Below are 25,445 nucleotides of genomic sequence, written 5' to 3'. Positions count from 1 at the left end.
CTCTGGAGAACACCCATGCGTTATGTATCGTTCGTAAAAAATGGAAAGGCGACGCTGGGCGTTCGCGATGGCGACGCCATTCGCGTGCTCGGCGAGGACACCCTGGAATCGTTGTTGGCGAGCGGGGTCGATCTCGTCGCTCATGGCCGCGCGCACGCCCGGCAGGAAAAGGTGAGCGCCGAAGGTCTCGTGTACCTGCCGCCGCTTGCCCGTCCCCCCAAGCTCATCTGTGTCGGTCTCAACTACGCTGACCACACGGAGGAAAGCCCGTACGAGCAACCGGATTACCCGACGATTTTTTTTCGCGTTGCAACCAGCCTGGTGGCGCATGAGCAACCGTTGGTGCGCCCGGCAGTATCCGATAGCCTGGGCCTCGACTTCGAGGGCGAAATCGCGGCCGTGCTGGGCAAGGGCGGTCGCCACATCCGCAAGGAGGATGCGCTCGAATGCGTTGCGGGCTACGCGCTCTTCAACGACGGGTCGGTTCGGGAGTATCAGTTCAAGTCGCCGCAATGGACGGTCGGGAAGAATTTCGACGGCACAGGCGCATTCGGTCCCGACCTCGTGACGGCCGACGAGTTGCCACCCGGCGCCAAGGGGCTGCTGCTGGAGACACGTCTGAATGGCGAGGTCGTGCAGTCCGCCAGTACCGACGACATGATCTTCGACGTCGCTCAACTGATCAGCATCGTCAGCCAGGCCATTACGCTCGAACCGGGCGACGTGATCGTGACCGGTACGCCTTCAGGTATCGGCTGGGCACGCACACCAAAACTTCTGATGAAGCATGGCGACCTCTGTGAGGTCAGCGTTGAGGGCATCGGCGTGCTGCGCAATCCCGTCGTTGACGAGGCCATCCGCTAAGGTGTTTCATGAACGATCGACCAACGAGTTGTCGCCGATGATTTCCGAGGAGCGAGTCATGACCGAATTCTCATCGACGCATCCGCGGGCAGCGGTGCATTCCATCGACCATTTCGCGCTGAATGTCCCGTCCATCGACGAAGCCCATCGCTTCTTCGAGGCTTTCGGTCTGACGGTCAACCGCGCCGGACTGCAGGGTGACGAACTCGAGATCAGGGCGACTGACGGCCATCGTTGGGGACGCGTGCTCGCGGGGGAGCGAAAGGAGATGGCATACCTTAGCTTCAACTGCTACGAGGACGATCTCGCGGACCTCCGTGCCCAGACGGTCGCGGCGGGCGCGAGCGTCGTCTCTTCGATGGCTGGAGGGGGCGGTGCCGGTTTTGAGTTCCGAGATCCCGACGGTAATCTGATTCAAGTGCGGGTGGGGCCGAAGACCAGCCCGAATAGCAAGACGGCGAGTCAGGCTGTCGTTGTCCCGGCGGACGCCCGCGGCGCTTGTACTCGGGCGGAGGTGGTGCGGGTGAAGCCGCGACGGCTATCGCATGTCTTGCTTTTTTCGCCAGATGTCCTGCGAGCGGTCTCGTTCTACGAACGCGCGCTGGGTCTTCGTTTGTCCGATAAATCGCTGGATCTGATCGCGTTCACGCACGCGCCGCATGGCTGCGACCATCATTTGGTGGCGTTTGCCAAAAGTCGCGCGCGTGGCTGGCATCATTCGTCGTGGGATGTCGAAGGCGTCGATCTGGTTGGGGAGGGGGCCGCTCAGATGCTGGCCGCCGGCTACGCGAAGGGGTGGGGGACAGGGCGGCATGTGTTGGGGTCGAATTACTTTCATTATGTTGAGGATCCATGGGGATCCTTTTGCGAGTACTCGGCCGACATTGATTTTGTTTCGGCGGGACGAGATTGGCCCGCCGGGGATTTCGCGCCGGAGGATTCGTTGTACCTATGGGGGCCGAACGTCCCGGAGAATTTTATTTGCAACACCGAGGCCCAGGATTGAAGAGACCCATGCCGCCGCAGCCTTGGTGCAGCACATGCCAGCCCTGATGTCGAGATCCATTGAACGTTGAACCGGACGTGTCCTAAAATCAGTGGGTTCCGACTGAGCCTGTCTGCCAATATTGAACTCAAAATTCTCCCAGGTTTGAACTATCCGATATTCGAATCTCGTCGCGTTGAACTTTCGAACCCCTATCCTTGCCCCTTCATCGGTTCCGAGCTTCCCGCAGCCTCCGGATCATTCGGTTGCCACCCCCCACCGAGTGCCTTGAATGCCGCGACCGCTGCGCGCGCCGATTCCGTTTGCGCCTGCACCCGGGCATCCGAGGCGCGCAAGAGGTTGTCGTCTGCCTGCAGCACTTCGACCAGGCTGACGACACCCTTTTGATATGCAGCGAATGAGGCTGCTCGCGCGCGTCCGAACGCGCTCACACCCTGCGCGAGAGTGGCAGCCTGCGCTTCGCGCTTGACGAGCGCCGAGAAAGAATTCTCAACGTCCTCCGTTGCGTGCAATACGGTAAGCCGGTAAGCGGCAAGCATTTCGGCTTCCTGTCCTTTCGCCGCATTGATCTGCGCGTTGATTCGGCCAAAATCGAATAGACGCCAGCGCAGCCCCAGCACACCGGCCGCTTGACTGGCGCCGCTACTGAACAGGTTGCCGCTAGCCACTGAGGTGGCGCTCCCAATCAGTCCGCTGAGCGACACCTTGGGGTAATACTCTGCGATGGCCATGCCGATACGCGCGTTCGATGCAGCCAGGCGACGTTCTGCCACGATCAGGTCGGGCCGACGCCTGAGCAACTCGCCAGGCGATCCCGTGCCAGTGATTCGAGGGGCGACCGGGATATCGCCACCCTCGAGCAGTTCCGCCCGGTGCGTGCCGGGCTGTGAACCCAACATGACGTCCAGCGCGTTCATCGCTGCATCGAGCGCTGCCTCAAGGACCGGAATGGATGCCTGAACCTGAGCCAGCGCGCCTTCAGCCTGACTCACCTGGAGGTCGGCCGCCAGCCCTTTTCCATAGAGGAGGTTAATGGTCGAGAGCAGATCCTGCTGCGTCTGCAACTGCTTGCGGGCCACCGCTAAACGAGCCTGCAATCCACGAATGGTGATGTAGATGTCCGCAGTCTGTGCTGCCACTGCCAGACGCGTCGCTACCTCGCCGGCCTCTGAAGCCTGATAGTCGGCAAGCGCCGCTTCCCGACCGCGACGCAGGCCACCGAAAACATCCAGCTCCCAGCTCGCGCTGAAATTGGCCTCGTATTCGTTGCCATAGCGGTCGAAGCCGGGCGTCGAATTCAGGACGCGTCCCAGGGGTGTCTCGACCGACTGGTAGACCCGCGCACCCTGGCCACTGACATTGCCGGACGGTAGCAGCGCTGCATCCGCCGCGCCGAGTCCTGATCGGGCCTGCAGGACGCGCGCGGCAGCCTGCGCGAGGTCCAGATTCTGTTCCAGCGCGAGCGTGACGAATCGTGTCAGTTGCGGATCACCAAAACCCGTCCACCACGCTTCAAGGTTGGCACCGGCCGCCGCGTGCCGCTGATCCACCGCGGCTTGACCCTGGAACTGCGCTGGCATGGCGACATTGGGTCGGACATAATCCGGACCGACAGCGCAGCCTGTCGAGAGGCTGGCGACGATGACCGCAGCAAGGAGGTGTTTAGGTAGCATGAGAAGCTTCGCGAGGTTTTATTGGTGACCATAATACCAAATAGTCACTGGTTGTCCATTCCTGTATGCTATCCGCATGAAAAACACCATGACTCCCTCCGTCCCCGCTCGCGGCCCAGCCGATCACGAGGTGCGCGACCAGATCGTTGCCGCCGCCACTGAGCACTTCAGCCGGTACGGCTACGAGAAAACGACGGTCTCCGATCTTGCGAAGGCGATCGGGTTTTCGAAGGCTTATATCTACAAGTTCTTCGAATCCAAGCAAGCCATTGGCGAGATGATCTGCGCCAACTGTCTGCAAGAAATCGAACGCGAGGTTCGGACAGCAGTCGCAGAGGCGGAGCTGCCGCCGGAGAAGCTGCGACGGGTGTTCAAGGTCTTTACCGAAGCCAGCCTCAAGCTGTTTTTCCGGGATCGCAAGCTTTACGACATCGCCGCATCGGCCGCCACGGAAAACTGGCAGGCCGTGCAAGCCTATGAAGCTCGTGTTCAAAAGCTACTTCGCGAAGTGCTGCAGGAAGGCCGGCAAAGCGGTGACTTCGAGCGCAAGACGCCGCTGGACGAAACCGCGGCGGCGATCTATCTGGTGCTACGCCCCTACCTCAACCCGCTGCTGCTTCAGTACAACCGCGATACCACCGATGTCGCGCCGACCCAGTTGTCCAGCCTGGTACTTCGTAGCCTGTCGCCCTGATCGAGATCGCGCCTGTGACTATTGACTATATTGGTCACTAGAATCACAATGGAAGCCATCGCCACTCACCGATGGGACTTCCATGTACTCGCGTCGCCTCGCCATCCCCACACTCGCCTGTGCACTGCCGTTTGCGCTAGCGGCCTGCGGCGAAAAACCACTTCCCGATCCGCGCACCCAGGCCCCATTGGTGCGCATGGCCGTCGTGCAACGCGCCATCCCGGCGTCCCGTTCGTTCACGGGGATCGTCGCGGCACGCGTGCAGAGCGATCTGGGTTTCCGTGTTTCCGGAAAAGTGCTGGAACGGCTGGTGGATGCCGGCCAAACCGTCAAACGCGGTCAGCCGCTGATGCGCCTCGACCCCATCGATCTCAAGCTTGCCGCGCGAGCCCGGCAGGAGGCGGTCACCGCCGCGCGAGCGCGCGCGCAGCAGACCGCGCAGGATGAGGAGCGCTATCGCGACCTGCGCGGCACGGGAGCGATCTCGGCTTCGGCCTACGACCAGGCCAAGGCGGCCGCTGATACCGCCAGGGCGCAGCTCAATGCGGCCGAGGCTGATGCCGACGTGGCGCGCAATGCGACGGGCTATGCTGAGTTGACGGCGGACGGGAATGGCGTGGTGATGGAAACGTTGGCCGAACCCGGTCAGGTCGTCAGCGCCGGACAACCTGTCGTGCGCCTCGCTCACGCTGGGCGTCGCGAGGCGGCCATCCAGCTACCCGAAACCCTGCGTCCCGCGATGGGTTCGGTCGCCCAGGCAACGCTCTTCGGCAGCAGCGGCAGCACCGTGCCGGCGACGCTACGTCAGCTCTCGGACAACGCGGATCCCCGCACCCGGACCTTTGAAGCGCGGTATGTCCTGCAGGGTGAACTCGCCGACGCCCCACTGGGCGCGACGGTGACGGTCCAGATTCCGGACGCACCTTCTGTGGCGCAAGACCGATTGCAGGTCCCGATTGGCGCGGTGCTCGACACGGGCAAAGGCCCGGGTGTGTGGCTGATAAGCGGCGAGCCGGCCAAGGTTGCGTGGCGGCCGGTGACGGTTCTTCACCTGGACGACGACAGCGCTCGCGTGTCAGGTACGTTGAAGCAAGGCGACAGGGTCGTCGCGCTTGGCGCCCAATTGCTGCGCGAAGGCGAGCCGGTCCGCGTGTCCGGCCGGGTCGTCGCGATGGCGAGTGAAGGAGCCCGTCCGTGAGCGAAGGCCGATTCAACTTGTCTGCGCTCGCCGTGCGCGAGCGCTCCATCACCCTGTTCCTGATCTGCCTGATCTCTCTGGCCGGACTGGTTTCGTTCTTCAAGCTGGGGCGCGCGGAAGACCCCGCTTTCACTGTCAAGGTGATGACCATCATCACCGCTTGGCCTGGCGCCACCGCGCAGGAAATGCACGATCAGGTCGCAGAGAAAATCGAAAAGCGTATGCAGGAGCTGCGCTGGTACGACCGGACCGAGACTTATACGCGCCCCGGCCTGGCCTTCACTACGCTGACATTGCTCGACAGCACACCGCCTTCGGAGGTGCAAGAGCAGTTCTACCAGGCCCGAAAAAAGATCAACGACGAAGCAGCCAACCTGCCAGCCGGCGTGATCGGGCCTATGGTCAACGACGAATATGCCGACGTCACCTTTGCGCTCTTCGCGCTGAAAGCGAAGGGCGAACCGCAACGCCTGCTCGTGCGCGATGCCGAGACGCTGCGACAACGGCTGCTGCACGTGCCCGGCGTGAAGAAGGTCAACATCATCGGCGAACAGGGTGAGCGCATCTACGTACAGTTCTCGCATGATCGGCTGGCAACGCTCGGTGTCAGCCCGCAGGACGTGTTCGCCGCGCTCAATGGCCAGAACGCCCTGACGCCCGCCGGCTCCGTGGAGACCAAGGGTCCGGAGGTGTTCATTCGCCTGGACGGTGCCTTTGACAACCTGCAGAAGATCCGGGACACGCCGGTCGTGGCCCAAGGTCGCACGCTGAAGCTGTCGGACATTGCCACCGTTACGCGAGGTTATGAAGATCCGGCGACGTTCATCATCCGCAACAACGGCGAACCCGCACTGCTGCTGGGCGTCGTGATGCGCGACGGCTGGAACGGACTTGACCTCGGCAAGGCGCTGGACAACGAGGTCGGTGTCATCAACGCCGGGCTGCCGCTGGGTATGGGCCTGACCAAGGTCACCGACCAGTCCGTGAACATCAGTTCGTCCGTCAACGAGTTCATGGTCAAGTTCTTCGCTGCGCTGCTCGTCGTCATGTTGGTGAGCTTCGTGAGCATGGGCTGGCGCGTGGGCCTTGTTGTTGCGGCGGCCGTGCCGCTGACGCTGGCCGTGGTGTTCGTCGTAATGGCCGCGACCGGCAAGAATTTCGACCGCATCACGCTCGGCTCGTTGATCCTGGCGCTCGGCCTGCTCGTCGACGACGCGATCATCGCGATCGAGATGATGGTCGTGAAGATGGAGGAAGGCTATGGGCGCGTGGCCGCGTCGGCCTACGCGTGGAGCCACACGGCCGCGCCGATGCTGGCCGGCACGCTGGTGACCGCGGTCGGCTTCATGCCGAACGGCTTCGCGCGATCCACCGCCGGCGAATATACCAGCAACATGTTCTGGATCGTGGGGATCGCACTGATTGCATCGTGGCTCGTAGCGGTGGTCTTCACGCCATATCTCGGCGTGAAGATGCTGCCGGAGTTCAGAAAGTTCGAAGGCGGTCACGACGCGATCTACAACACGGCCCGCTACAACCGTTTCCGCCAGTTGCTGACACGCGTGATCGCGCGCAAGTGGCTCGTCGCAAGTTCGGTCGTCGGCCTGTTCGTGCTCGCGATTCTCGGCATGGCGATCGTCAAGAAACAGTTCTTCCCGATCTCCGACCGTCCCGAAGTGCTGGTCGAGGTGCAGATGCCCTATGGCACGTCGATCTCCCAAACCAGCGCCGCCACGAAGAAAGTCGAAGCGTGGCTTGCAAAGCAAAAGGAAGCAAAAATCGTCACTGCTTACATCGGGCAGGGTGCGCCGCGCTTCTTTCTGGCGATGGGGCCCGAACTACCCGATCCGTCGTTCGCGAAGATCGTGATCCGCACGGACAGTCAGGAAGCGCGCGACGCATTGAAGCAGCGAATGCGTCAGGCCATCGCAGACGGTCTCGCCCCGGAAGCGCGCGTGCGGGTCACGCAACTTGTGTTCGGGCCCTATTCGCCGTTCCCAGTCGCCTACCGCGTCACCGGTCCGAATCCGGACAGGCTGCGCGGTATCGCAGCCGAGGTTCAGCGCGTGATGGAGGGTAGTCCGATGATGCGTACGGTCAATGCTGACTGGGGTACGCGCTCTCCGACTCTGCACTTCACGTTACAGCAGGACCGTCTGCAGGCAGTGGGGTTGACGTCCAGCGCTGTTGCTCAACAGTTGCAGTTCCTGCTTACCGGAGTGCCTGTCACCGCTGTGCGCGAGGATATCCGGACTGTGCCGATCATCGCGCGCTCGGCCGGCGATGTGCGGTTCGACCCCGCGCGGCTTGGTGACTTCACGCTAGCCGGAGCGAACGGGCAGCGCATCCCGCTGTCGCAGGTCGGCAAGGTCGAGGTGCGCATGGAGGAGCCAATCATGCGCTGGCGCGATCGCGTGCCGACGATCACGGTGCGCGGCGATTTCGCCGATGGCTTGCAACCGCCGGACGTCTCGAACGCGATCACGAAGCAGCTTCAGCCGATCATGGCGAAGCTTCCCAGCGGCTATCGAATCGAGGAAGCGGGCTCCATCGAAGAGTCGGGCAAGGCGACGACCGCAATGCTGCCGCTGTTCCCGATCATGCTGGCGATCACGCTGATCATCATCATCTTTCAGGTACGTTCGATCTCCGCGATGGTGATGGTGTTCATGACCAGTCCGTTGGGCCTGATCGGCGTGGTGCCGACGTTGATCCTGTTCCGGCAGCCGTTCGGCATCAACGCGCTGGTCGGCCTCATTGCACTGTCCGGGATTCTGATGCGTAACACACTGATCCTGATCGGGCAGATCCACCAGAACGAGCGGGCGGGACTTGAGCCGTTCCATGCGGTCGTCGAAGCCACAGTGCAGCGCGCACGTCCGGTGATCCTGACTGCGATGGCTGCGATCCTCGCGTTCATCCCGCTGACCCACTCGGTGTTCTGGGGCACGCTCGCCTACACGCTGATCGGTGGAACGTTCGCCGGGACGGTGCTGACGCTGGTGTTCCTGCCAGCGATGTATTCGATCTGGTTCAAGATTCGGCCCGGCAACCCGGCCGCTTCCCCCAAGGGCCGCCACGAGCACGCTTCTGCGCCCGAACCGACGTTGCACGACGCGCGCAGCTAATACGCAATCAATCTACTGTATGGAAGGAAATTGCTATGCCTAATTCCGAAGTGGTCGTTGTCACCGGCGTGTCGTCTGGTATCGGACGCGCGACCGCCGAGAAGTTCGCGAAGCGCGGGTGCCGCGTATTTGGCACCGTGCGCAGCATCGCGAAAGCGGTGCCATTGGCCGGCGTTGAGCTGGTGGAGATGGATGTGCGCGACGATGCTTCCGTTCGAACCGGGATTCATGCGATCGTCGATCGTGCCGGGCGTATCGACGTACTCGTCAACAATGCCGGCACGACGCTGATCGGCGCGGTTGAGGAAACGTCGGTTGCCGAAGCTGCGGCGCTGCTCGATACCAACGTATTCAGCATTCTGCGTACGACCCAGGCGGTGCTTCCCTATATGCGGGCGCAACGACGCGGACGGATTGTCAATATCAGTTCGGTACTTGGCTTTTTGCCGGCACCTTACATGGGACTCTATGCGGCGTCCAAGCATGCCGTCGAGGGGTTGACCGAGACACTGGATCACGAGGTGCGCCAGTTCGGCATCCGCGCAACGCTGATCGAGCCGTCCTTTACCCGAACCAATCTCGATGTCAACGCGCCTCAAGCGAGTTCGAATATCGCCGCCTATGACCGCGAGCGTGCGCTTGCATCGGGCGCCGTCGTCGACAGCGTCAAAGGTGCTCCCGCACCCGATGGCGTGGCAAACACAATCGTTGAAGCCGCGCTCGGCAGCTGGCGTATGCGTCGTACGCCCGCGGGTCAGGCGTCGCTCCTGAGAAAATTGCGGCGCTTCATGCCCTCCGGGCCGGTCGATGCCAGCTTGAGGAAAACTTTCGGGCTCGCGTGAACCCTTCCGTCGCCGCGAAGATGTTGTGCGTCGCATCAGCACGCCATGCGACCCTAACACCCGGTTCTCTTAGTGCCGAGTGCTACCGAAGTCGGGGGGACGTCGGGCCTCCGGCGTTACACAAGTCTTCACTCGAGCGGGTCTCGTACGCCCACCGGTGGGCGGGGCACACATGGCGGCTCAACTGGATGCGTATAGGCGCGTCTTTCGCCGCTTCCGTACGGCTTACCGTTGTTCGCGAGAGCCAGCAAAAGTCCACCCGACGTTAGGTTTCTTGTGGGAACACCGCCTGACGCCCATAGCGACCCACCGTACGAACCTCGTAGCGGTTCGTCGCATCGTCAGTAGCAAACGTTTACGCCCGGCAAGGGGGTGGGCTGCGATTGTCCCGTATGTCATTGATTTCATAGGGGTTGTCTCGGCTGTCGATCTGGCGAGTTCAACGTTGAGTGAACAACGTTCAAAATTCAGTGAATCTCGACAACAGACAATTCACCTCCGGGAAAACCCCGCGTCTTGAAATCGTCAAACCCCGTCCCTATAATTAGCACTCGTTGGCGCAGAGTGCTAACGCCATGAATTCACCAAATATGCAAATGTTTGCATATTTAGGTTTTGTCGATCTCACAGAGAGAAAGAGGAGCTTGTAATGAACCTTCGTCCCTTGCATGACCGCGTGATTGTCAAGCGCCTGGACAACGAAACGAAGACCGCATCGGGCATCGTGATCCCTGAAGCCGCCGCTGAAAAGCCGGATCAGGGCGAGATCCTGGCCGTCGGCCCGGGCAAGAAAGACGATCAAGGTAAGTCGATCGCACTCGATGTGAAGGTGGGCGACCGTGTTTTGTTCGGCAAGTACGCCGGCCAAAGCGTGAAGGTCGATGGCCAGGAACTGCTGGTCATGCGCGAAGAAGACATCATGGCCGTCGTGGCCGCCTAAGACTGTCTCCCCCCAGACATCTACGTAAAGTATTCAAGGAGTTAATGCAATGGCAGCTAAAGAAGTCGTTTTCGGCGATGCCGCTCGTGCCAAGATGGTCGAGGGCGTCAACATTCTCGCCAACGCCGTCAAGGTGACCCTGGGCCCGAAGGGCCGCAACGTCGTGCTCGAGCGCAGCTTCGGCGGCCCGACCGTGACCAAGGACGGTGTGTCGGTCGCCAAGGAAATCGAACTCAAGGACAAGCTCCAGAACATGGGCGCGCAAATGGTCAAGGAAGTGGCTTCCAAGACCAGCGACAACGCCGGTGACGGTACCACCACCGCCACGGTGCTGGCCCAGTCGATCGTGCGCGAAGGCATGAAGTACGTTGCCTCGGGCATGAACCCGATGGACCTGAAGCGCGGTATCGACAAGGCCGTTGCCGCCGCCATCGAAGAACTGCGCAAGATCAGCAAGCCCTGCACGACGAACAAGGAAATCGCTCAAGTCGGCTCGATCTCGGCCAACAGCGATACCTCGATCGGTGACTATATCGCCAAGGCGATGGACAAGGTCGGCAAGGAAGGCGTGATCACCGTCGAAGACGGCAAGTCGCTGCAAGACGAGCTGGACGTCGTCGAAGGTATGCAATTCGACCGCGGCTACCTCTCGCCGTACTTCATCAACACCCCGGAAAAGCAAGTCGCGATCCTGGAAAACCCGTTCGTCCTGCTGTTCGACAAGAAGGTCTCGAACATCCGTGACCTGCTGCCGGTGCTCGAGCAAGTCGCCAAGGCTGGCCGTCCGCTGCTGATCATCGCCGAAGACGTTGAGGGCGAAGCCCTGGCAACGCTGGTGGTCAACAACATCCGTGGCATCCTGAAGACCTGCGCCGTCAAGGCTCCGGGCTTCGGCGACCGCCGCAAGGCCATGCTGGAAGACATCGCCATCCTGACGGGCGGCCAGGTCATCGCCGAAGAAATCGGCCTGACGCTGGAAAAGGCCACGCTCAACGAACTGGGCCAAGCCAAGCGCATCGAAATCGGCAAGGAAAACACCATCATCATCGATGGTGCCGGCGAAGGCGTGAACATCGAAGCCCGCGTCAAGCAAATCCGTGCCCAGATCGAAGAAGCCACGAGCGACTACGACCGTGAAAAGCTGCAAGAGCGCGTGGCCAAGCTGGCCGGCGGTGTTGCCGTGATCAAGGTCGGCGCTGCGACCGAAGTCGAAATGAAGGAAAAGAAGGCACGCGTCGAAGACGCGCTGCACGCTACCCGCGCTGCCGTGGAAGAAGGCATCGTCCCGGGCGGTGGTGTTGCGCTGCTGCGTGCTCGCGTGGCCGTGGCCGACATCAAGGGTGCCAACCCTGACCAGGACGCCGGTATCAAGATCGTTCTGCGCGCCATGGAAGAACCGCTGCGCCAGATCGTCGCCAACGGCGGCGAAGAAGCCAGCGTCGTTGTGGCCAACGTGATTGCCGGCAAGGGCAACTACGGCTACAACGCTTCGAGCGGCGAGTACGGCGACCTGGTGGAAATGGGCGTTGTGGATCCGACGAAGGTCACCCGCACCGCACTGCAAAACGCCGCTTCGGTGTCGGGCCTGCTGCTCACGACCGATTGCGCTGTTGCCGAACTGCCGAAGGAAGATGCTCCGATGGCTGGCGGCATGGGTGACATGGGCGGTATGGGCGGCATGGGCATGGGCATGTAAGTCTCGAAAGAGACGGCATGACGGGGGCCGCAAGGCACCCCACCTGCCTCGGTCGCCGGACTTCGTCACGGAATCTTCGATTCGGTGGCGCAAGTCCGCACCGGAAACGGCAACGAATTCTTCGGAATTCGTTGCCGTTTTTTTATGCCTGGGCGATCGGCACGTCGCTGTTGCCGTCGCCGCGTCGCAGACTGGGTACGGCGAGCGGAGTCGTGGCCGCAATCTCATCCTGCATCCACTGCCAGAAGGCGTGAATCGCGCGCTCGCGCGGATGATTTTCCCGCCAGCTCACGTGATATTCGAGGCTCGGTGCAATGCGGACATCGCCAATCTGCACCAGCTCGCAGGATGCGAGCGCATCTCGCACGAGCAAGCTGCGTGTAGTGGCGACGCCTTGTCCGGCCATAGCGGCACGCAGGAGCAACCCGGAGTCGTCGAAAATCGGCCCGCGCGTCGGCTCATGTGGCGTCAGTCCGGCGGCGACCTGCCAATCGCGCCATGATCGATAGGCGAAGCGCAGCATCGGCAGTTTGTGCGTATCGGCCACCGTGAACCCGGGCACACGCGCGATCAGATCGGGGTGGCACACGGCGATCACATAGTCATCGAGCAGCTTGCGCGTGACGAACCCGGTCGCCTCGACCCGTTGATGCCAGATGCCGACGTCGACCGAATACGGATCGGGCGCGGCAATATCCGCGTGAATTCGCACCACCAGATCGATATGGGGCTGCTGTTCGCTAAAGCGGCCCAGCCGAGGAATCAGCCATTGGGCCGCCAAATCGGTCATGACGCTGATTTCCAGACGAACGACGGCGGGCGACACGCCCGACGCCGTGCCCGCCCGGGCTTCAGTCATCGCCTCAATGAGTTCCGACATCCCAACGCGTACTCGCTCGGCCAGACGCGCCCCGACACTGGTCGGGATCATGCGGGCCCCCACGCGACGAAACAGCGCCGTGCCGAGTTGCTGTTCGAGCGAGCGCATGTGATGACTCACGGCGCTGTGCGTCAAATTCAATTCGTCGGCCGCCCGCGTAAAACTACGGTGGCGGGCAGCAGCTTCAAGTGCACGCAGCGATTGGAGGGGAGGGAGGTGAGGAATCATGATGTCAAATTCTACTCACAATACGGGCGCAAAGGTTTCGTTGGCTTCAGGGCGCCGTTCCGCCGACAATCGATACCCGAGCAAATGACTAAGGTATGGCTTCATGTCGAAGGCACTTCGCATCTTCGTCCTGTTCGCCTGCGGATACTTCGTTTCCTACGTGTACCGCGGCGTGAATATTGGGTTTGCGCCGTATATGACGCGCGATCTCGGCCTCTCGTCGGCCGACCTCGGGTTGTTGACGAGCCTCTACTTCCTCGGCTTTGCCGGGGCGCAATTGCCCGCGGGCGTGCTGCTCGACAAGTTCGGCCCGCGCCGGGTGGCGTCGCTGGTGCTGCTGCTCGCGGCTGCGGGCGCCGCGCTGTTCGGACTGGCCCAAGGCGTCGGTGCGCTGATGGCGGGACGCTTGCTGATCGGCGTCGGCGTGTCGGTGTGTCTGGGCAGCGCCTTCAAGGCATTGGCGCAATGGTTTCCGGTAGCACGTCTGCCGCTGCTCAACGGCCTGGTGATGGCCGTGGGCGGCATGGGCGGCGTCGTGGTGGGAACACCGCTCAACTGGCTGCTCGGGCTGACCGACTGGCGCATCGTGTCGTTCGGACTGGCGGCGTTAACCATTTTCATGTCGGTCGCGCTGTGGTTCGGCGCGCCCGAGAAGCCGGGGTCGCACGCGCAAGGCGGGTTGTCCGAGGCGCTCAAGGGCGTGCGTCAGGTGCTGGGAAGCGGAATGTTCTGGAAAGTGACTTCGCTCTCGGGGATCACGCAGGGCGTGTTCTACGCAATGCAATCGCTATGGATGGCGCCGTTCATGCGCGACGTTGAAGGGCTGTCGGCGTCGCAGGCTGCCTCGCTGGTGTCGGTCGTGGGGCTTGCGATGATGGCCGGGAGCGTAGTGTTCGGTGCGGCCGCGCGCTCGCTCGAACGCCGTGGCGTGAGCGTGTTCGCATTTTCCGGCGCCGGGATGGTGCTGTTCGTCGTGGTGCAGTCGCTGTTGTTGATGCGTGCGCCGATTCCACCGGTCTGGCTTTGGGCCGCCTATGGCATCTTCGGTGGCACGGGCATCCTGTCGTACGCGGTGTTGGCGGAGCATTTCCACGGCACGTTGATCGGGCGCGTCAATACGTCGCTCACGCTCGTCATCTTTCTGTTGATCTTCTTGTGTCAGGTGGGCGTCGGGGCCGTGCTCGGCACTTACGCGGCGCACAGCGCGCAGGCGCATTTCTCCGCTTGGACGGGCCTGATCGCACTGCAAGCGCTGGGGGCAGTGTGGTACTTCTGGCCCCAACGTCAGGGCGCGGGCAAGGTCGCCGCGGCGTGACGCGGCGTGTGTCGACTGGATGGGGCGGTTCGCATAGCGAGCCCGCCATCTTTGGTGTCGGGTGTCGAGGACTCCGCCGCTGGCTTAGTCCTGCGCCACCCAATCGCCCGACTTCCCGCCGTGCTTCTCCAGCACGCGCACATCGGTGATCGTCATGCCGCGATCGACGGCCTTGCACATGTCATAGATCGTCAGCAAGCCGACTTGAACCGCGGTGAGCGCTTCCATCTCCACCCCCGTGCGACCGACGGTTTCGACCTGCGCGCGGCAGTGTACGGCGTTCGCGCCGTCGTCCACCAGAAACTCGACCGTCACACGCGTAAGCGCGAGCGGATGACACAGCGGAATCAGATCGGCGGTGCGCTTGGCGCCTTGGATGGCCGCAATGCGAGCAATACCCAGTACGTCACCCTTCTTGGCCGTGCCGGTGCGAATCAGCGCCAGCGTTTCCGGCTTCATCTGAATGGTGCCACGCGCCACGGCAATACGATGCGTGCTGTCCTTGCTGCCGACATCAACCATGTGGGCCTGTCCGTCGGTGTCGAAATGGGTGAGTTCTGCCATGAGTCGATGCTGAGAAGAGGTTGCGATAGTGTCGGGAGACGGTTCGCGAGCGCCTTTTGCGAGCGAAAGGATAGCGCCGTTTCGGATGAGTTATGCCTATATTGACGACGTTTTGGCGATGCTGCGGAACGTCTGCGTCTGGCTGCTATCATAGCAGCAGCCCTGAATGATCAGCGCCACGCGGCGCCCATTTCCATGACGCGTTCGTTCCGCTCGTTATGTTCGTTTCGCGCCGCCATCGGCATCTCCGGCCTGATTCCCATGTGTCGCGCGTTCTCATTGCCCGGTCCAGGGCGCCCATCTGGCGCATGGTGCGCATGACCTCCATGCCGAAGCCGTCGTCCCAGCCGCCTCACCCCGAGCGCCACGTCGCCCGGTGGCGGCGTTTCATGGCGTTGGCCATGCTGCCCGTAATGACGGCAATGACGTTCGCCGCCGTCGTCATCCCCACCCAGGCGGCCGCGCAGTCGCTCCCGTCCCTCGGCCAGAGTTCTGCCGCGGACTTGTCGCCAGCGATGGAGCGCAAGCTCGGCGAGCGCGTGATGCGGGAGATTCGCGCCGATCCCGATTACCTGTCGGATTTGCTGCTCTCCGATTACGTCAATGCCCTGGGTGGCAAGCTCGTGGCGGCCGCGCACACAGTGGGACTCGACGCCAGTCAGAGTTTCGAATTCTTCGTGGTGCGTGATTCGGACATCAACGCCTTCTCACTGCCGGGGGGCTTCATCGGCATCAACACGGGATTGATCGTCGCGACGCGCACCGAGTCGGAACTCGCTTCTGTGATCGGACACGAGACGGGGCACGTTCTGCAACATCACATCGCGCGCATGCTCGGCCAACAGTCGCAAAACTCGTGGATCGCCCTCGGCGGCATGTTGCTCGGTCTGCTCGCCGGCATCGGGGCACGGAGCCCGGATCTCGGCATGGGAATCGCGATGGGCGGGCAAGGCCTTGCCGTCGATCGGCAACTGCGTTTTTCGCGCGATGCGGAACGTGAGGCCGATCGCGTCGGCTTCCAGTTGCTCCAGGCGGCAGGCTTCGACACGTACGCGATGCCGACCTTCTTCGAGCGTCTGCAACGCGCGGATTCGATCAACGAAGCCGGCGTGCCGGAATATGTCCGGACTCACCCGCTGACGACGGATCGCATCGCCGACATGCTCAATCGCTCGCGCACTGCCGCTTATCGTCAGCCTGTGCAGTCGCCCGAATATGCGTTTGTGCGGGCGCGCTCGCTCGTCTTGCAGCAGAAGTCCGCGAGCGATTACGCGGCGATCGCCGACGCGCAACGCACAGCGATCCGCGCGCAGACCACATCGAATGTGGCGGCGGCATGGTATGCGGTGGCGCTGGCCGAGTTCAAGCAGCGTCGCTGGGTGCCGGCGCGCGAGGCGCTGGAGAAGTCGCGCGCGGCTTTCGGTGGCACGGGGCCGGGTACGCCGAGTCTGGCTGTGCTGGCGTCGGATATCGCGCGCTTGTCGGGCCAGCCGGACGAAGCCTTGCGCGTCGCCGCGCAGGCGCGTGCCGCGTTCCCACTCTCGCAGGCCGCCGATATGGCTTATGCCGATGCCTTGGTCGCCAGCCAGCGGATTCCCGACGCGACGAAGTTCCTTCAAGCGCAGGTCGAGCGCTATCGAAGCGAGCCCATCTGGTGGCGGGCGCTGGCAGGGGCATGGGCCGCGGCCGGCAAGCGGACGCGTCAGCACGCAGCATTGGCGGAACAATATGCGCTGCAAGGGCAATGGATGGCGGCCGTCAGCCAGTTGAAGCTCGCGCGTGAGGCCGGCGACGCCAGCTTTTACGAGATGTCGGTCATCGACGCGCGACTTCACGAGTTCCAGCGCCGCTACAAGGACGACAAGGAAGACGAGAAGGACTTCGGCAAACTGGCCGGATAAGGGGATAAGCGGCGCGTGCTGCGAAGTTGCGTACACTTATTCGCGTGCGAGTTGCGCCGTTGCTTTTAATCTATCGGAAAGCGCCCGCCATGTGAAACTGGCGAAGCGTGAATATCTTGGGGTTTTCGCTATTTTTCGAGTGTCGATCCCAAAAGATCACGGAGAAATTGGAACATCGGAGTTTTCCCATTTGGGTTTCTGACGCACTCCTATTGCATACAACACTTCGATTGGCGAGTATGGCGACACGGTACCGTGCTCGCTTCGCAGTGTGATTTCGCTGCGAACTTTTCGACCAATATTCACTGAATGAGGTGAAGTATGGAGAATTGCCAGTACGAAGTCGTGATAGACAACGAGCGACCCATTAACAAGCCGATTGTTGCTTTAACGAAATGCCGAATCAAGTTTGGCGACCGCGATAACCTGCGCCAATGTGTCGAAGAAATTCGTAAGTCTGATCTTCGGCTGAGCTTGCGGCCAGAGGAGGATGTCCAATACGATTGGCAAAATCCAGTCGGAATTCGGGGGAATACCTTGTGCTTTGGTGTGCGCTGGTTTGATGCCAAGTATTTTTCCGAGCATCGGGATGTCTATTTAAACAACATGCATACGCGATTGCTGAAGCAATTTGGTGTCGATTGGGTCGACGCCAATGTCGAGCATTTCGTAGCCGCCCGCTAACATTCGCCTAGTGGCTGCCACAGCCGACGTTCGGTCGTGGTTGCTCTTTGACCTCGCACCGTGTCCCCATTCCGCATTTACCTGTCGTTGGATTTTCTCCTTGCGACCTACCTAGGCATGTGGAACGCAATGGTTCCCATCGTATTGCTCGGCCGCTTCGGCACCGCGGGCGTCGTAGCGTACGAGATAGCGCTCGCCACAAGTGCCTTCATCGCGCTGCCGGTGGCGGCTTCATGGACTGAGGGGTTGTCCCGCAGTAAGGTCCTGCGCTGGGCATGTGTGATCATCGTGCTATGCGGCGTGTCGCGGGTGGTGATTGCAAGTGCAACGCATAGCGTCACTTTTTGGATGGTGAATGACATGGTGGCGGTCGCCGCCTTCGCCGTCTTACAACCGCTACTTAGCATCTACCCGGCGGAGCTTGTCGAGAAAGCGCGTGTGTTATCCGCGTTCCGCCTGAAGCGGGTTACGGTCAATCTCGGTCGTATTATCGGGCCGTTGTTCGCCGCCGCCGCCTTACTACTCAGCACTCACCAATACGCTTTGTGGTGTGTTGCATTGTTCGGGGGCGTTTTACTGCCCCTGCTGTCACGACTTCCAGTACTGCCTTCGATGTCCGGGATCGGGACGTCAGCACCTGCCCCCGCGAGAACATGGTTTCGTCGTGCGTTTGCTGGATTTACACTGAAAATCCGGTTGCCGGCGGAACGCTTCTTCACGCTCTGCGACATGTTGCTGGTTATCGCGACGGCAGGGATCGTTCCGATGCTGATTCCTCAACTCGTTCAACACGCGACACTACCGGACGCGCAGGTCGGTTGGTTGATTGCCGCATTCGTCGTCGGATCGATTGCAGGGGTTGTTGTTTTTCACCCTATCCTCTCCGGCGCACTGCAACACAGGCTGGGTTACATTGCGATTTGGGCGGCGCTGGCCGCTAGTCTTGCCGTGGCAACGGCTGTCGATTCCGTTGCCGCACTGGGTGGGTGCTTGATGTCGGCTGGCGTATTCGGTGCGTGTCTGTCCATGAACGGCATCGATCGGCGGGTGATTGCGATGCCATCTTCCGTGCGGGTTAGAGTCGCGAGCGCAACGCTGCTGGCGGGACAGATGGCGAGCATGCTGTCATTCACACTTTACGGTGCCGCGAACGCTTTGGGCAACATGAGTGGGGGATGGTGGTTGTACGGCGGGCTGGTCTGCATCGCCGGATTGGCGTCGTGTCTCGCGCGTGAACCGTGGAAATTGCTCAGCGAGAACGACGCTGGCGATGGCGTCGAGCGCTTCTATACGAGCCGATATCCCGATGCATTTGGCGAGTCCGCGCCAGTGCGACGAGATGTCGCGGCGTAAGGGCGCATTGACTCACGCCGATTGATCGTCGGCCCGCGGGGTGCGCTCGAACCCATACGTCTGCGGCAGGGTGCCCGCATGGGTCGTCGCGAACGGGAGTGAATCGCCGTTGCGCCAATGCAGCCGCACCGCGCCCTTGGCGTCGGCGGTATCGTCCGACGTTTGCGCAATCTCGAAGGCTTGCGCCAGATCGGACACCTGCGTGAGCAGATCGATGTCGTGATCGTGCAGCAACGCGAGCGGCGCGTTCGGCGTCGATCTCCCATTCTCCTCGCCGCCAGACACCGCCCCCACGAACGCGACGTTGCCGTCCTCGTCGAGCAGACACGCCTGCGGCACGAAAGCATGGCCCAGTTGGTCCGTCAACACCGGTGCGCCGCGACCGTCGTTCGCCGCGGCATCCCACGTCAGCCGGACCACAAACGGGGCGTACGCAAGCGCCACATACACACGTTGCGGCCCATTCTGGAAGTACCACCGCCCGGCGTCGTCGCTGGCGTAATTGCGCGCGATGAACGCGACGAGCGCTGCATGACGAATCGGATCGCCAGCCGTGCCCGCCGCCTGCGCCGCGTCGTCGCGCATGCGCCACTGACCGCGACGGTCGAGCGCGAGCCAGCCGTAACAATGCGGCACGTTGGGCCACTTGGCCATCGCCTGTCGAACGATTTCATCCATAAGGCACCTTCAGGCCGGAGTCGGCAAAAATTGACGGAAGTAATCGATGACCGTGTGCGGCATCCATGTCATGCCGCCCGGAAACGGCCCACTCATGAAGCCGACGTGTCCGCCGTGCGCCGGCTGCAGGAGCCGCACGTGGCGACCGACGTCGTCTTCGCCCGGCAACACATTGGCCGGCTGGAACGGGTCGTTGCGGGCATTGATGACCAGCGTCGGCACTTCGATGGCCGGCAGAATCGGCTTGCTCGACGCGCGCGTGTAATAGTCGAAGGCACTGTGATAACCATGCAAGGGAGCCGTCACCACATGATCGAATTCGCCGAGATCGCGCGCGGCCATCATCCGATCGCGGTCGTACAGCCCGGGGTATTGGTCGAGCTTCGCGAGCGCCTTCTTCTTGAGCGTGCCCAGAAAATTGCGCGTGTACACCATATTGAAACCGTGCGAGAGCGCCAGTCCGCCCGCGCGTAAATCGAGCGGCGCCGAAATCGCGCACGCGGCACTCACCACTTGCGCCGCATGCCCCTCGCGCTCGCCGAGCCAGCGCAGCAATACATTGCCGCCCAGCGACACGCCCGCCGCAAAGATCGGGCCGGACGCGTTCGCACGCAAGCGCCGCAATATCCAGTCGACCTCGGTACTGTCGCCGGAGTGATAAAAGCGCGGCGCGCGGTTCATGCGGCCGCTGCAACTGCGGAAGTGGGGAATCACGCCGCGCCACCCCTGCGCTTCGACTTCGCGCATCAGGGTGCGGGCGTAGTGGCTGCCGGACCCGCCCTCCAGTCCATGGAAGAGCACGACGAGCGGTGTCTCCACCAGCCCTTCGGGCGCGGGCGGGGCTTTTTGCGCCGCAGGGGGAGCGACCAGCCAGTCGACATCGACGAAGTCGCCGTCGGGCGTGTCCCACGTTTCGCGACGGAATTCGACGCACGGGCGTCGACCCAGCAGCGCCGGGTAGATCGTCTGGCTGTGCCCGTCGGGCAGCCACCGGGGTGCCCGGTAATCCAGGGGAAGAAACGTCGCGGGGCGCGCCGTCATGGTCGTACCGTACAGATCAGTGCAGCCCGTCCGGACGCGCGTGCATCATCAGGCTGAACTGCTCGACAGCATGCGGCGGCAACGGGCTGGAGTGGATATGGGCGAAGCGCCAGTCGCCCTGCTCGTGCACCAGCACGTATGTCGTGTGGATGAGCTGGGCGGTCGTCTGGCCGGCGTCTTCCTTGCCGACGCGCATTGCTTCGGTCGCCGTGTGCACGACCGTGCCAACGGTGTCGTACTCGGTCGTATCCAGCGAGTCGACGAGCACCACGCTTTGCGTGAACTGGGCGACCAGACCGTTGCGGATCTGTTCCAGACCGTCCCATCGGGTGCCGTCGGCGCGAATATAGCTGACGAAATCCTCGTTCGCCCACAGCGACATGGCGCGATCCGTCTGCCCACGGCGCAGCGCATCGTAAAAGGCCGTGATGGTTTCACTGGCGGCATCGAACAGACGGACAAAACGTGGCATGTGGATTTACCGTTGAGTGTTACCGGAATCGAGCTAAGCGCGCCGCCGTCATGGACCACATCAGCGCTGCGTGAGCAGGATGTTGCGCAAATTCGCGAATACGTGCTCGGGCATCAGCTCATTGAGGCAGCGGGTGTGGCCCAACGGGCATTCGCGGGCAAAACACGGGCTGCACTCCAATTGTAGCCACAGGATATGCGCCTGGTCGGACAGCGGCGGTGTGTGGCGCGGATCGGACGATCCGAACAGGGCAATCTGCGGGCGGCGCAATGCGGCCGTCACATGCATCAGGCCCGAGTCGTTGCTCACCACCGCATTGGCGCGGGCCAGCAGCGCGCACGCCTCGGCCAGCGACGTCTGTCCACACAGGTTGCGCACGAACGGCGCATCGGCGGCGATTTGCTGCGCGAGCGCACCGTCCTTGCCCGAGCCGAGCGCAATGATTTGCGCATACGGGAACGAGCGGCGAACCAACTGAGCTAACTGCGCGAAATGGCCCGGCGGCCAGCGCTTGGCCGGTCCGAACTCTGCACCCGGGCAGAACACCACGAGCGGTACGCGCAGATCAAGGCCGAAGCGCGCGAAGACACGCGCCGACTCGTTCAGGTCGGCGTCGATGCGCGGCGTGGGCAGCGCATCGGGCAACTTGGCCCCGGGCGCGAACGCGAGCGCAGCGTAGTGCCGCACCATGGGCGGCCGCTCGTCTTTGCGCGGATTGGCGTGGCGCACGTTGAGCAGACCGTAGCGGTGCTCGCCCTTGTAGCCAATGCGCAACGGAATGCGCGCCAGCCACGGAATCAGCGACGACTTCAGCGAGTTCGGCAGCACATAGGCGGCGTCGTACCCCTCGTCGGCGAGCACGCTCGCGAGCCGGTAGCGCTCCAGCGGCTGCAACTTGCCGTGCGCGAGGTCGGTGGCGACGACGCGCGAAATCTCCGGCATGCGTTCCAGCACCGGGGCGACCCAGCTGGGCGCGATCGCGTCGATGGTCAGACGCGGATGCAGGCGCTTGAGCAGGGTGAACAACGGCTGCGCCATCAGCGCGTCCCCAATCCAGTTGGGGGCGATCACCAAGGCTTTATGCATCGTGGCGGAGACTCTAAACGTTAAGCGTTGCGAAGATACGGACAGTCAACCGGGCGGTACAGGGCAACCGCAGTCGGCTGCGCCCGGTTGGAGCAACGGCAGCCGGCTCAGTGGTGACCCTTGAGCACGACCCCGGCCTTCACGCGATAACGCGTGCCGCAGTACGGACAGGCCGCTTCGCCATGCGTCACATCGATGAACACGCGCGGATGGGCGCTCCAGGCTTCCATCTTCGGATTCGGGCAATGGACCGGCAGATCTTCGGCGCCGACTTCGACGACCGGCATTTGTTTGACTTCGCTCATGGGGTTCGGACCGTGATGGGTATTCGGACGATTGGGGATTGCATGGCCGGTGCAAAGGACGAAGCCGTCGCCCGCACGCTTACCAAAAGTCGCTATTGTAAAGCAGCCACGGCCCTTTGCGGATGGCTCGCAGCGCCCGCAGCCGCGACGCTTGCCAGTTCCTGTCACCGTCGAAGTCCCGCGTGGCGCGTACGCGACACCTCGTCCGTTGCCCTCGCAAAAACGCCCGGATATGCGCTTTCGACGTGGTAAGTGAATATTTACCCTGGCTATAATGACCGGACGCTCGCCGCCAACGATGACGATATTCAGGAGACACTCCGGCAACCCTGGCGGGCGCTGTGACCGCCAGCGGTCATCATGGGCGTGCCGGGCGCCGTCGGGACCGCTTTGCCCCGCAATGCCAGACACTGCGCCGAACGGCTCGGTGCTCGCCCCCCAAGCCGACCATGCCAATGCTTCGTCTGCCAGCCGCTGAACGTGACGGGTTCAGGGCCGGTTTCCGCATTATTTCGCCGCTGTTGCCAGCCATCTTCTCGTGGGGACTCGTGACCGGGGTCGCCATGGGCAAATCGATACTGACGGTGCCCCAGGCCATCGGCATGAGCCTGATGCTCTATGCCGGATCGGCCCAGTTGGCCTCGTTGCCGCTGTTCGCCGCCGGCATGCCCTTGTGGACGATTCTGCTCACGGTCGGCATCGTCAATCTGCGCTTTGTGATCTTCAGCGCCGCGCTCCAGCCGCATTTCTCTTATTTGTCGCTGCCGCGGCGCATCGTGCTCGGCTATGTCAATGGCGACCTCGGATTCGTGATGTTCATGAACCAGAAGTTCGCGAGCGGCTATGTCCCGGGCAAGGAGGGGACCTACTACGGCATCACGCTCAGCAATTGGGCGGTCTGGCACGTGTCGTCGATTCTCGGCATCCTGCTCGGCGCGCTCGTGCCGGATAGCTGGGGCCTCGCCTTCGCGGGCACGCTCGCCCTCATTCCGATGATGGTTCACACGATCACCAGTCGCTCGACGATGCTGGCGGTCACGCTGGCATCGGTCCTCGGCCTGCTCGCCTTCGATTTGCCGTATCGGCTCAATCTCGTGCTCGGGGTGGTCGGCGCGCTCGCCGCCGGCATGGTTTGCGACGAACTTTCGGCGCGTCAGGCGAAGCGGCTCGCGTTGGCGAATCCCCCCGCGGCCGCGCGCGACGGCGCCCAGCCCAGTCGTTCGGGAGAGCGTCGCTCATGAGTACGGTCGAAATCTGGCTCTCCTTCGTGGCGATGACGGCCATTACCATCGTCACGCGCACGTTCTTCCTGCTCGCGGGAGACCGCGTGACGCTGCCGCAGCGCTTGCAACGCGCGCTGCGCTACGCCCCGGCGGCGGCGCTCGCCGTCATCGTGGTGCCCGAGGTGCTGCTGCTCGATCACCAGTTCTCGCTGCATCTGCACAATCCCAAGCTGGCCGCGGCCGTGGCCGCCACCGGCTGGTTCGTCTGGCGACGCAACATGATCGAGATGATTGTCGTCGGCATGGCCGTCTACACGCTCTGCCGTCTGTTCCTGTAGGCGGAACCCTCGTCGGCCAAAATGGGCATCTGGACGGGCGGATCAGTTAAAATGCATGTTTTTTCCACCATTTATTCCGGATTCTCATGGCTTCCGTCGTACGTCTTTCCGATTTGATCGCCCAGGGTCGCCTGGCAGGCAAACGTGTCTTCATCCGCGCCGATATGAACGTGCCGCAAGACGATGCGGGCCGCATCACGGAAGACACGCGTATCCGCGCCTCGGTGCCGGCCATCCAGATGGCGCTCGACGCCGGTGCGGCCGTCATGGTCACGTCGCATCTGGGCCGTCCGACGGAAGGCGAATTCAAGCCCGCCGACTCACTGGCACCGGTTGCGCAACGCCTGTCCGAACTGCTGGGCCGCGAGGTGAAGCTGATCGCCAACTGGGTCGACGGCGGTTTTGAGGTGGCGCCGGGCACGGTCGTGCTGCTGGAGAACTGCCGCGTCAACAAGGGCGAGAAGAAGGACAACGACGAACTGGCGCGAAAGATGGCCGCGCTGTGCGACGTGTACGTGAACGACGCGTTCGGCACCGCCCACCGCGCCGAAGCCACGACGCACGGCATCGCCAAGTATGCGCCGGTCGCCTGTGCTGGCCCGCTGCTCGCCGCCGAACTCGAAGCGCTCGGCAAGGCGCTGAACGCCCCGGCTCGCCCGCTCGTGGCCATCGTAGCCGGCTCCAAGGTCTCGACCAAGCTCACCATTCTGCAGTCGCTCGCTGACAAGGTCGACCATCTGATCGTGGGCGGCGGCATTGCCAACACGTTCATGCTGGCCGCCGGCCTGCCGATCGGCAAGTCGCTCGCCGAAGCCGATCTGGTCGGGCAGGCCCGTTCGATCATCGACGCGATGGCCGCGCGTGGGGCCTCGGTGCCGATCCCGACGGACGTCGTATGCGCCAAGGAATTCAGCGCGACGGCTGAGGCGACGGTGAAGGCCGCCAGCGATGTGGCCGCCGACGACATGATTCTCGACATCGGTCCGCAAACGGCTGCCAAGCTGGCCGAGCAACTGGCGGGCGCGGGCACGATCGTGTGGAACGGCCCGGTGGGCGTGTTCGAATTCGATCAGTTCGGGCACGGCACCGAGACGCTGGCGCGCGCGATTGCGGCCGCCAAGGGCTTCTCGATCGCCGGGGGCGGCGATACGCTCGCCGCCATCGCCAAGTACGGTATTGCCGACCAGGTCAGCTATATTTCGACCGGTGGCGGCGCGTTCCTCGAATTCCTCGAAGGCAAGACACTGCCGGCCGTCGACGTGCTGCAACAACGCGCCAGCGAGCTCAACTGATCGCGCGGCGCCAGGTGGAGCGGGGCTCGCAGGCCGGTTTTCCG

At 62.7% G+C, this 25,445-nt stretch carries 22 protein-coding genes and 1 pseudogene; 15 read left to right on the top strand and 8 right to left on the bottom strand.

The window, feature by feature from the left end:
- Window positions 1-15 precede the first annotated feature (15 nt).
- Both BGP02_RS06870 and BGP02_RS06865 read left to right on the top strand, forming a co-directional pair.
- Window positions 16-864: a fumarylacetoacetate hydrolase family protein gene (locus BGP02_RS06870; RefSeq protein ID WP_286798249.1), complete on the top strand. Its 849-nt coding sequence runs from the start codon at window positions 16-18 to the stop codon at window positions 862-864.
- Between the two features lie 58 nt (window positions 865-922).
- Window positions 923-1,870 carry a VOC family protein gene (locus tag BGP02_RS06865; RefSeq protein WP_286798248.1) on the top strand — a complete coding sequence of 316 codons (948 nt, stop codon included), beginning with the start codon at window positions 923-925 and terminating at the stop codon, window positions 1,868-1,870.
- 191 nt (window positions 1,871-2,061) lie between these two features.
- On the opposite strand, the gene BGP02_RS06860 is transcribed toward BGP02_RS06865, so the two are convergent.
- Window positions 2,062-3,543: an efflux transporter outer membrane subunit gene (locus BGP02_RS06860; RefSeq protein WP_286798247.1), complete on the bottom strand. Its 1,482-nt coding sequence runs from the start codon at window positions 3,541-3,543 to the stop codon at window positions 2,062-2,064.
- 76 nt (window positions 3,544-3,619) lie between these two features.
- Between BGP02_RS06860 and BGP02_RS06855 the strand changes: the two genes are divergently transcribed.
- From BGP02_RS06855 to groL, 6 genes are all read left to right on the top strand, one after another.
- Window positions 3,620-4,237: a TetR/AcrR family transcriptional regulator gene (locus BGP02_RS06855; protein ID WP_286798246.1), complete on the top strand. Its 618-nt coding sequence runs from the start codon at window positions 3,620-3,622 to the stop codon at window positions 4,235-4,237.
- Between the two features lie 82 nt (window positions 4,238-4,319).
- On the top strand, window positions 4,320-5,435 hold the full coding sequence (locus tag BGP02_RS06850; RefSeq protein ID WP_286798245.1) for an efflux RND transporter periplasmic adaptor subunit: 1,116 nt from the start codon (window positions 4,320-4,322) through the stop codon (window positions 5,433-5,435).
- Window positions 5,432-8,563 carry an efflux RND transporter permease subunit gene (locus BGP02_RS06845; RefSeq protein WP_286798244.1) on the top strand — a complete coding sequence of 1,044 codons (3,132 nt, stop codon included), beginning with the start codon at window positions 5,432-5,434 and terminating at the stop codon, window positions 8,561-8,563. The genes BGP02_RS06850 and BGP02_RS06845 overlap by 4 nt, the downstream gene beginning before the upstream one ends.
- A gap of 35 nt (window positions 8,564-8,598) precedes the next feature.
- Entirely contained in the window at window positions 8,599-9,405 is an 807-nt protein-coding gene (locus tag BGP02_RS06840) for an oxidoreductase (protein ID WP_261938135.1), read from the top strand.
- A 649-nt stretch (window positions 9,406-10,054) separates the two neighbouring features.
- Window positions 10,055-10,345: a co-chaperone GroES gene (gene groES / locus BGP02_RS06835; protein ID WP_017231613.1), complete on the top strand. Its 291-nt coding sequence runs from the start codon at window positions 10,055-10,057 to the stop codon at window positions 10,343-10,345.
- A gap of 49 nt (window positions 10,346-10,394) precedes the next feature.
- The gene (groL, locus tag BGP02_RS06830) at window positions 10,395-12,041 is read left to right on the top strand and encodes a chaperonin GroEL (RefSeq protein WP_017231612.1); all 1,647 of its coding nucleotides are present in this window, start codon (window positions 10,395-10,397) and stop codon (window positions 12,039-12,041) included.
- A gap of 142 nt (window positions 12,042-12,183) precedes the next feature.
- On the opposite strand, the gene BGP02_RS06825 is transcribed toward groL, so the two are convergent.
- Window positions 12,184-13,149: a LysR substrate-binding domain-containing protein gene (locus BGP02_RS06825; RefSeq protein WP_286798243.1), complete on the bottom strand. Its 966-nt coding sequence runs from the start codon at window positions 13,147-13,149 to the stop codon at window positions 12,184-12,186.
- 103 nt (window positions 13,150-13,252) lie between these two features.
- Between BGP02_RS06825 and BGP02_RS06820 the strand changes: the two genes are divergently transcribed.
- A complete protein-coding gene (locus tag BGP02_RS06820) occupies window positions 13,253-14,464 on the top strand; it encodes an MFS transporter (RefSeq protein WP_286798242.1) in 1,212 nt (403 codons plus the stop codon).
- A gap of 84 nt (window positions 14,465-14,548) precedes the next feature.
- On the opposite strand, the gene moaC is transcribed toward BGP02_RS06820, so the two are convergent.
- Window positions 14,549-15,028, bottom strand: a complete 480-nt coding sequence (moaC, locus tag BGP02_RS06815; protein WP_286798241.1) for a cyclic pyranopterin monophosphate synthase MoaC — start codon at window positions 15,026-15,028, stop codon at window positions 14,549-14,551.
- A gap of 470 nt (window positions 15,029-15,498) precedes the next feature.
- Between moaC and BGP02_RS06810 the strand changes: the two are divergent.
- The 3 genes and pseudogenes from BGP02_RS06810 to BGP02_RS06800 all read left to right on the top strand — a co-directional run.
- Window positions 15,499-16,929, top strand: a pseudogene (locus tag BGP02_RS06810) (M48 family metalloprotease); the annotation flags it as partial.
- Between the two features lie 321 nt (window positions 16,930-17,250).
- Window positions 17,251-17,613, top strand: coding sequence for a hypothetical protein (locus tag BGP02_RS06805; protein WP_261938139.1), 363 nt, complete (start codon window positions 17,251-17,253; stop codon window positions 17,611-17,613).
- A 129-nt stretch (window positions 17,614-17,742) separates the two neighbouring features.
- Complete coding sequence (locus BGP02_RS06800; protein ID WP_261938140.1) at window positions 17,743-18,966, top strand: MFS transporter; 1,224 nt, start codon at window positions 17,743-17,745, stop codon at window positions 18,964-18,966.
- 12 nt (window positions 18,967-18,978) lie between these two features.
- Here BGP02_RS06800 and BGP02_RS06795 read toward each other — a convergent pair whose 3' ends face one another.
- The 5 genes from BGP02_RS06795 to BGP02_RS06775 form a co-directional block, all read right to left on the bottom strand.
- Window positions 18,979-19,644: a DUF2946 family protein gene (locus BGP02_RS06795; protein WP_261938141.1), complete on the bottom strand. Its 666-nt coding sequence runs from the start codon at window positions 19,642-19,644 to the stop codon at window positions 18,979-18,981.
- A gap of 9 nt (window positions 19,645-19,653) precedes the next feature.
- The gene (locus BGP02_RS06790) at window positions 19,654-20,685 is read right to left on the bottom strand and encodes a YheT family hydrolase (RefSeq protein ID WP_261938142.1); all 1,032 of its coding nucleotides are present in this window, start codon (window positions 20,683-20,685) and stop codon (window positions 19,654-19,656) included.
- 16 nt (window positions 20,686-20,701) lie between these two features.
- Window positions 20,702-21,157 (bottom strand): nuclear transport factor 2 family protein, encoded by a 456-nt coding sequence (locus BGP02_RS06785; RefSeq protein WP_286798240.1) that lies wholly within the window; start codon window positions 21,155-21,157, stop codon window positions 20,702-20,704.
- A 60-nt stretch (window positions 21,158-21,217) separates the two neighbouring features.
- Entirely contained in the window at window positions 21,218-22,243 is a 1,026-nt protein-coding gene (waaF, locus tag BGP02_RS06780) for a lipopolysaccharide heptosyltransferase II (protein WP_017231602.1), read from the bottom strand.
- A 107-nt stretch (window positions 22,244-22,350) separates the two neighbouring features.
- A complete protein-coding gene (locus BGP02_RS06775) occupies window positions 22,351-22,548 on the bottom strand; it encodes a zinc-finger domain-containing protein (RefSeq protein WP_010808463.1) in 198 nt (65 codons plus the stop codon).
- Window positions 22,549-23,003: 455 nt separating this feature from the next.
- Between BGP02_RS06775 and BGP02_RS06770 the strand changes: the two genes are divergently transcribed.
- From BGP02_RS06770 to BGP02_RS06760, 3 genes are all read left to right on the top strand, one after another.
- Window positions 23,004-23,789, top strand: coding sequence for an AzlC family ABC transporter permease (locus tag BGP02_RS06770; protein ID WP_017231601.1), 786 nt, complete (start codon window positions 23,004-23,006; stop codon window positions 23,787-23,789).
- Window positions 23,786-24,109 carry an AzlD domain-containing protein gene (locus tag BGP02_RS06765; RefSeq protein WP_017231600.1) on the top strand — a complete coding sequence of 108 codons (324 nt, stop codon included), beginning with the start codon at window positions 23,786-23,788 and terminating at the stop codon, window positions 24,107-24,109. The genes BGP02_RS06770 and BGP02_RS06765 overlap by 4 nt, the downstream gene beginning before the upstream one ends.
- An 86-nt stretch (window positions 24,110-24,195) precedes the next feature.
- On the top strand, window positions 24,196-25,401 hold the full coding sequence (locus BGP02_RS06760) for a phosphoglycerate kinase (protein ID WP_017231599.1): 1,206 nt from the start codon (window positions 24,196-24,198) through the stop codon (window positions 25,399-25,401).
- Window positions 25,402-25,445 lie beyond the last annotated feature (44 nt).

It is taken from the genome of Pandoraea sp. 64-18, from assembly GCF_001899225.1.
Taxonomy (GTDB): Bacteria; Pseudomonadota; Gammaproteobacteria; order Burkholderiales; family Burkholderiaceae; genus Pandoraea; species Pandoraea cepalis.
The sequence above is the reverse complement of the archived record's forward strand: the minus strand, read 5'-3'. Positions and strand labels throughout refer to the sequence as shown.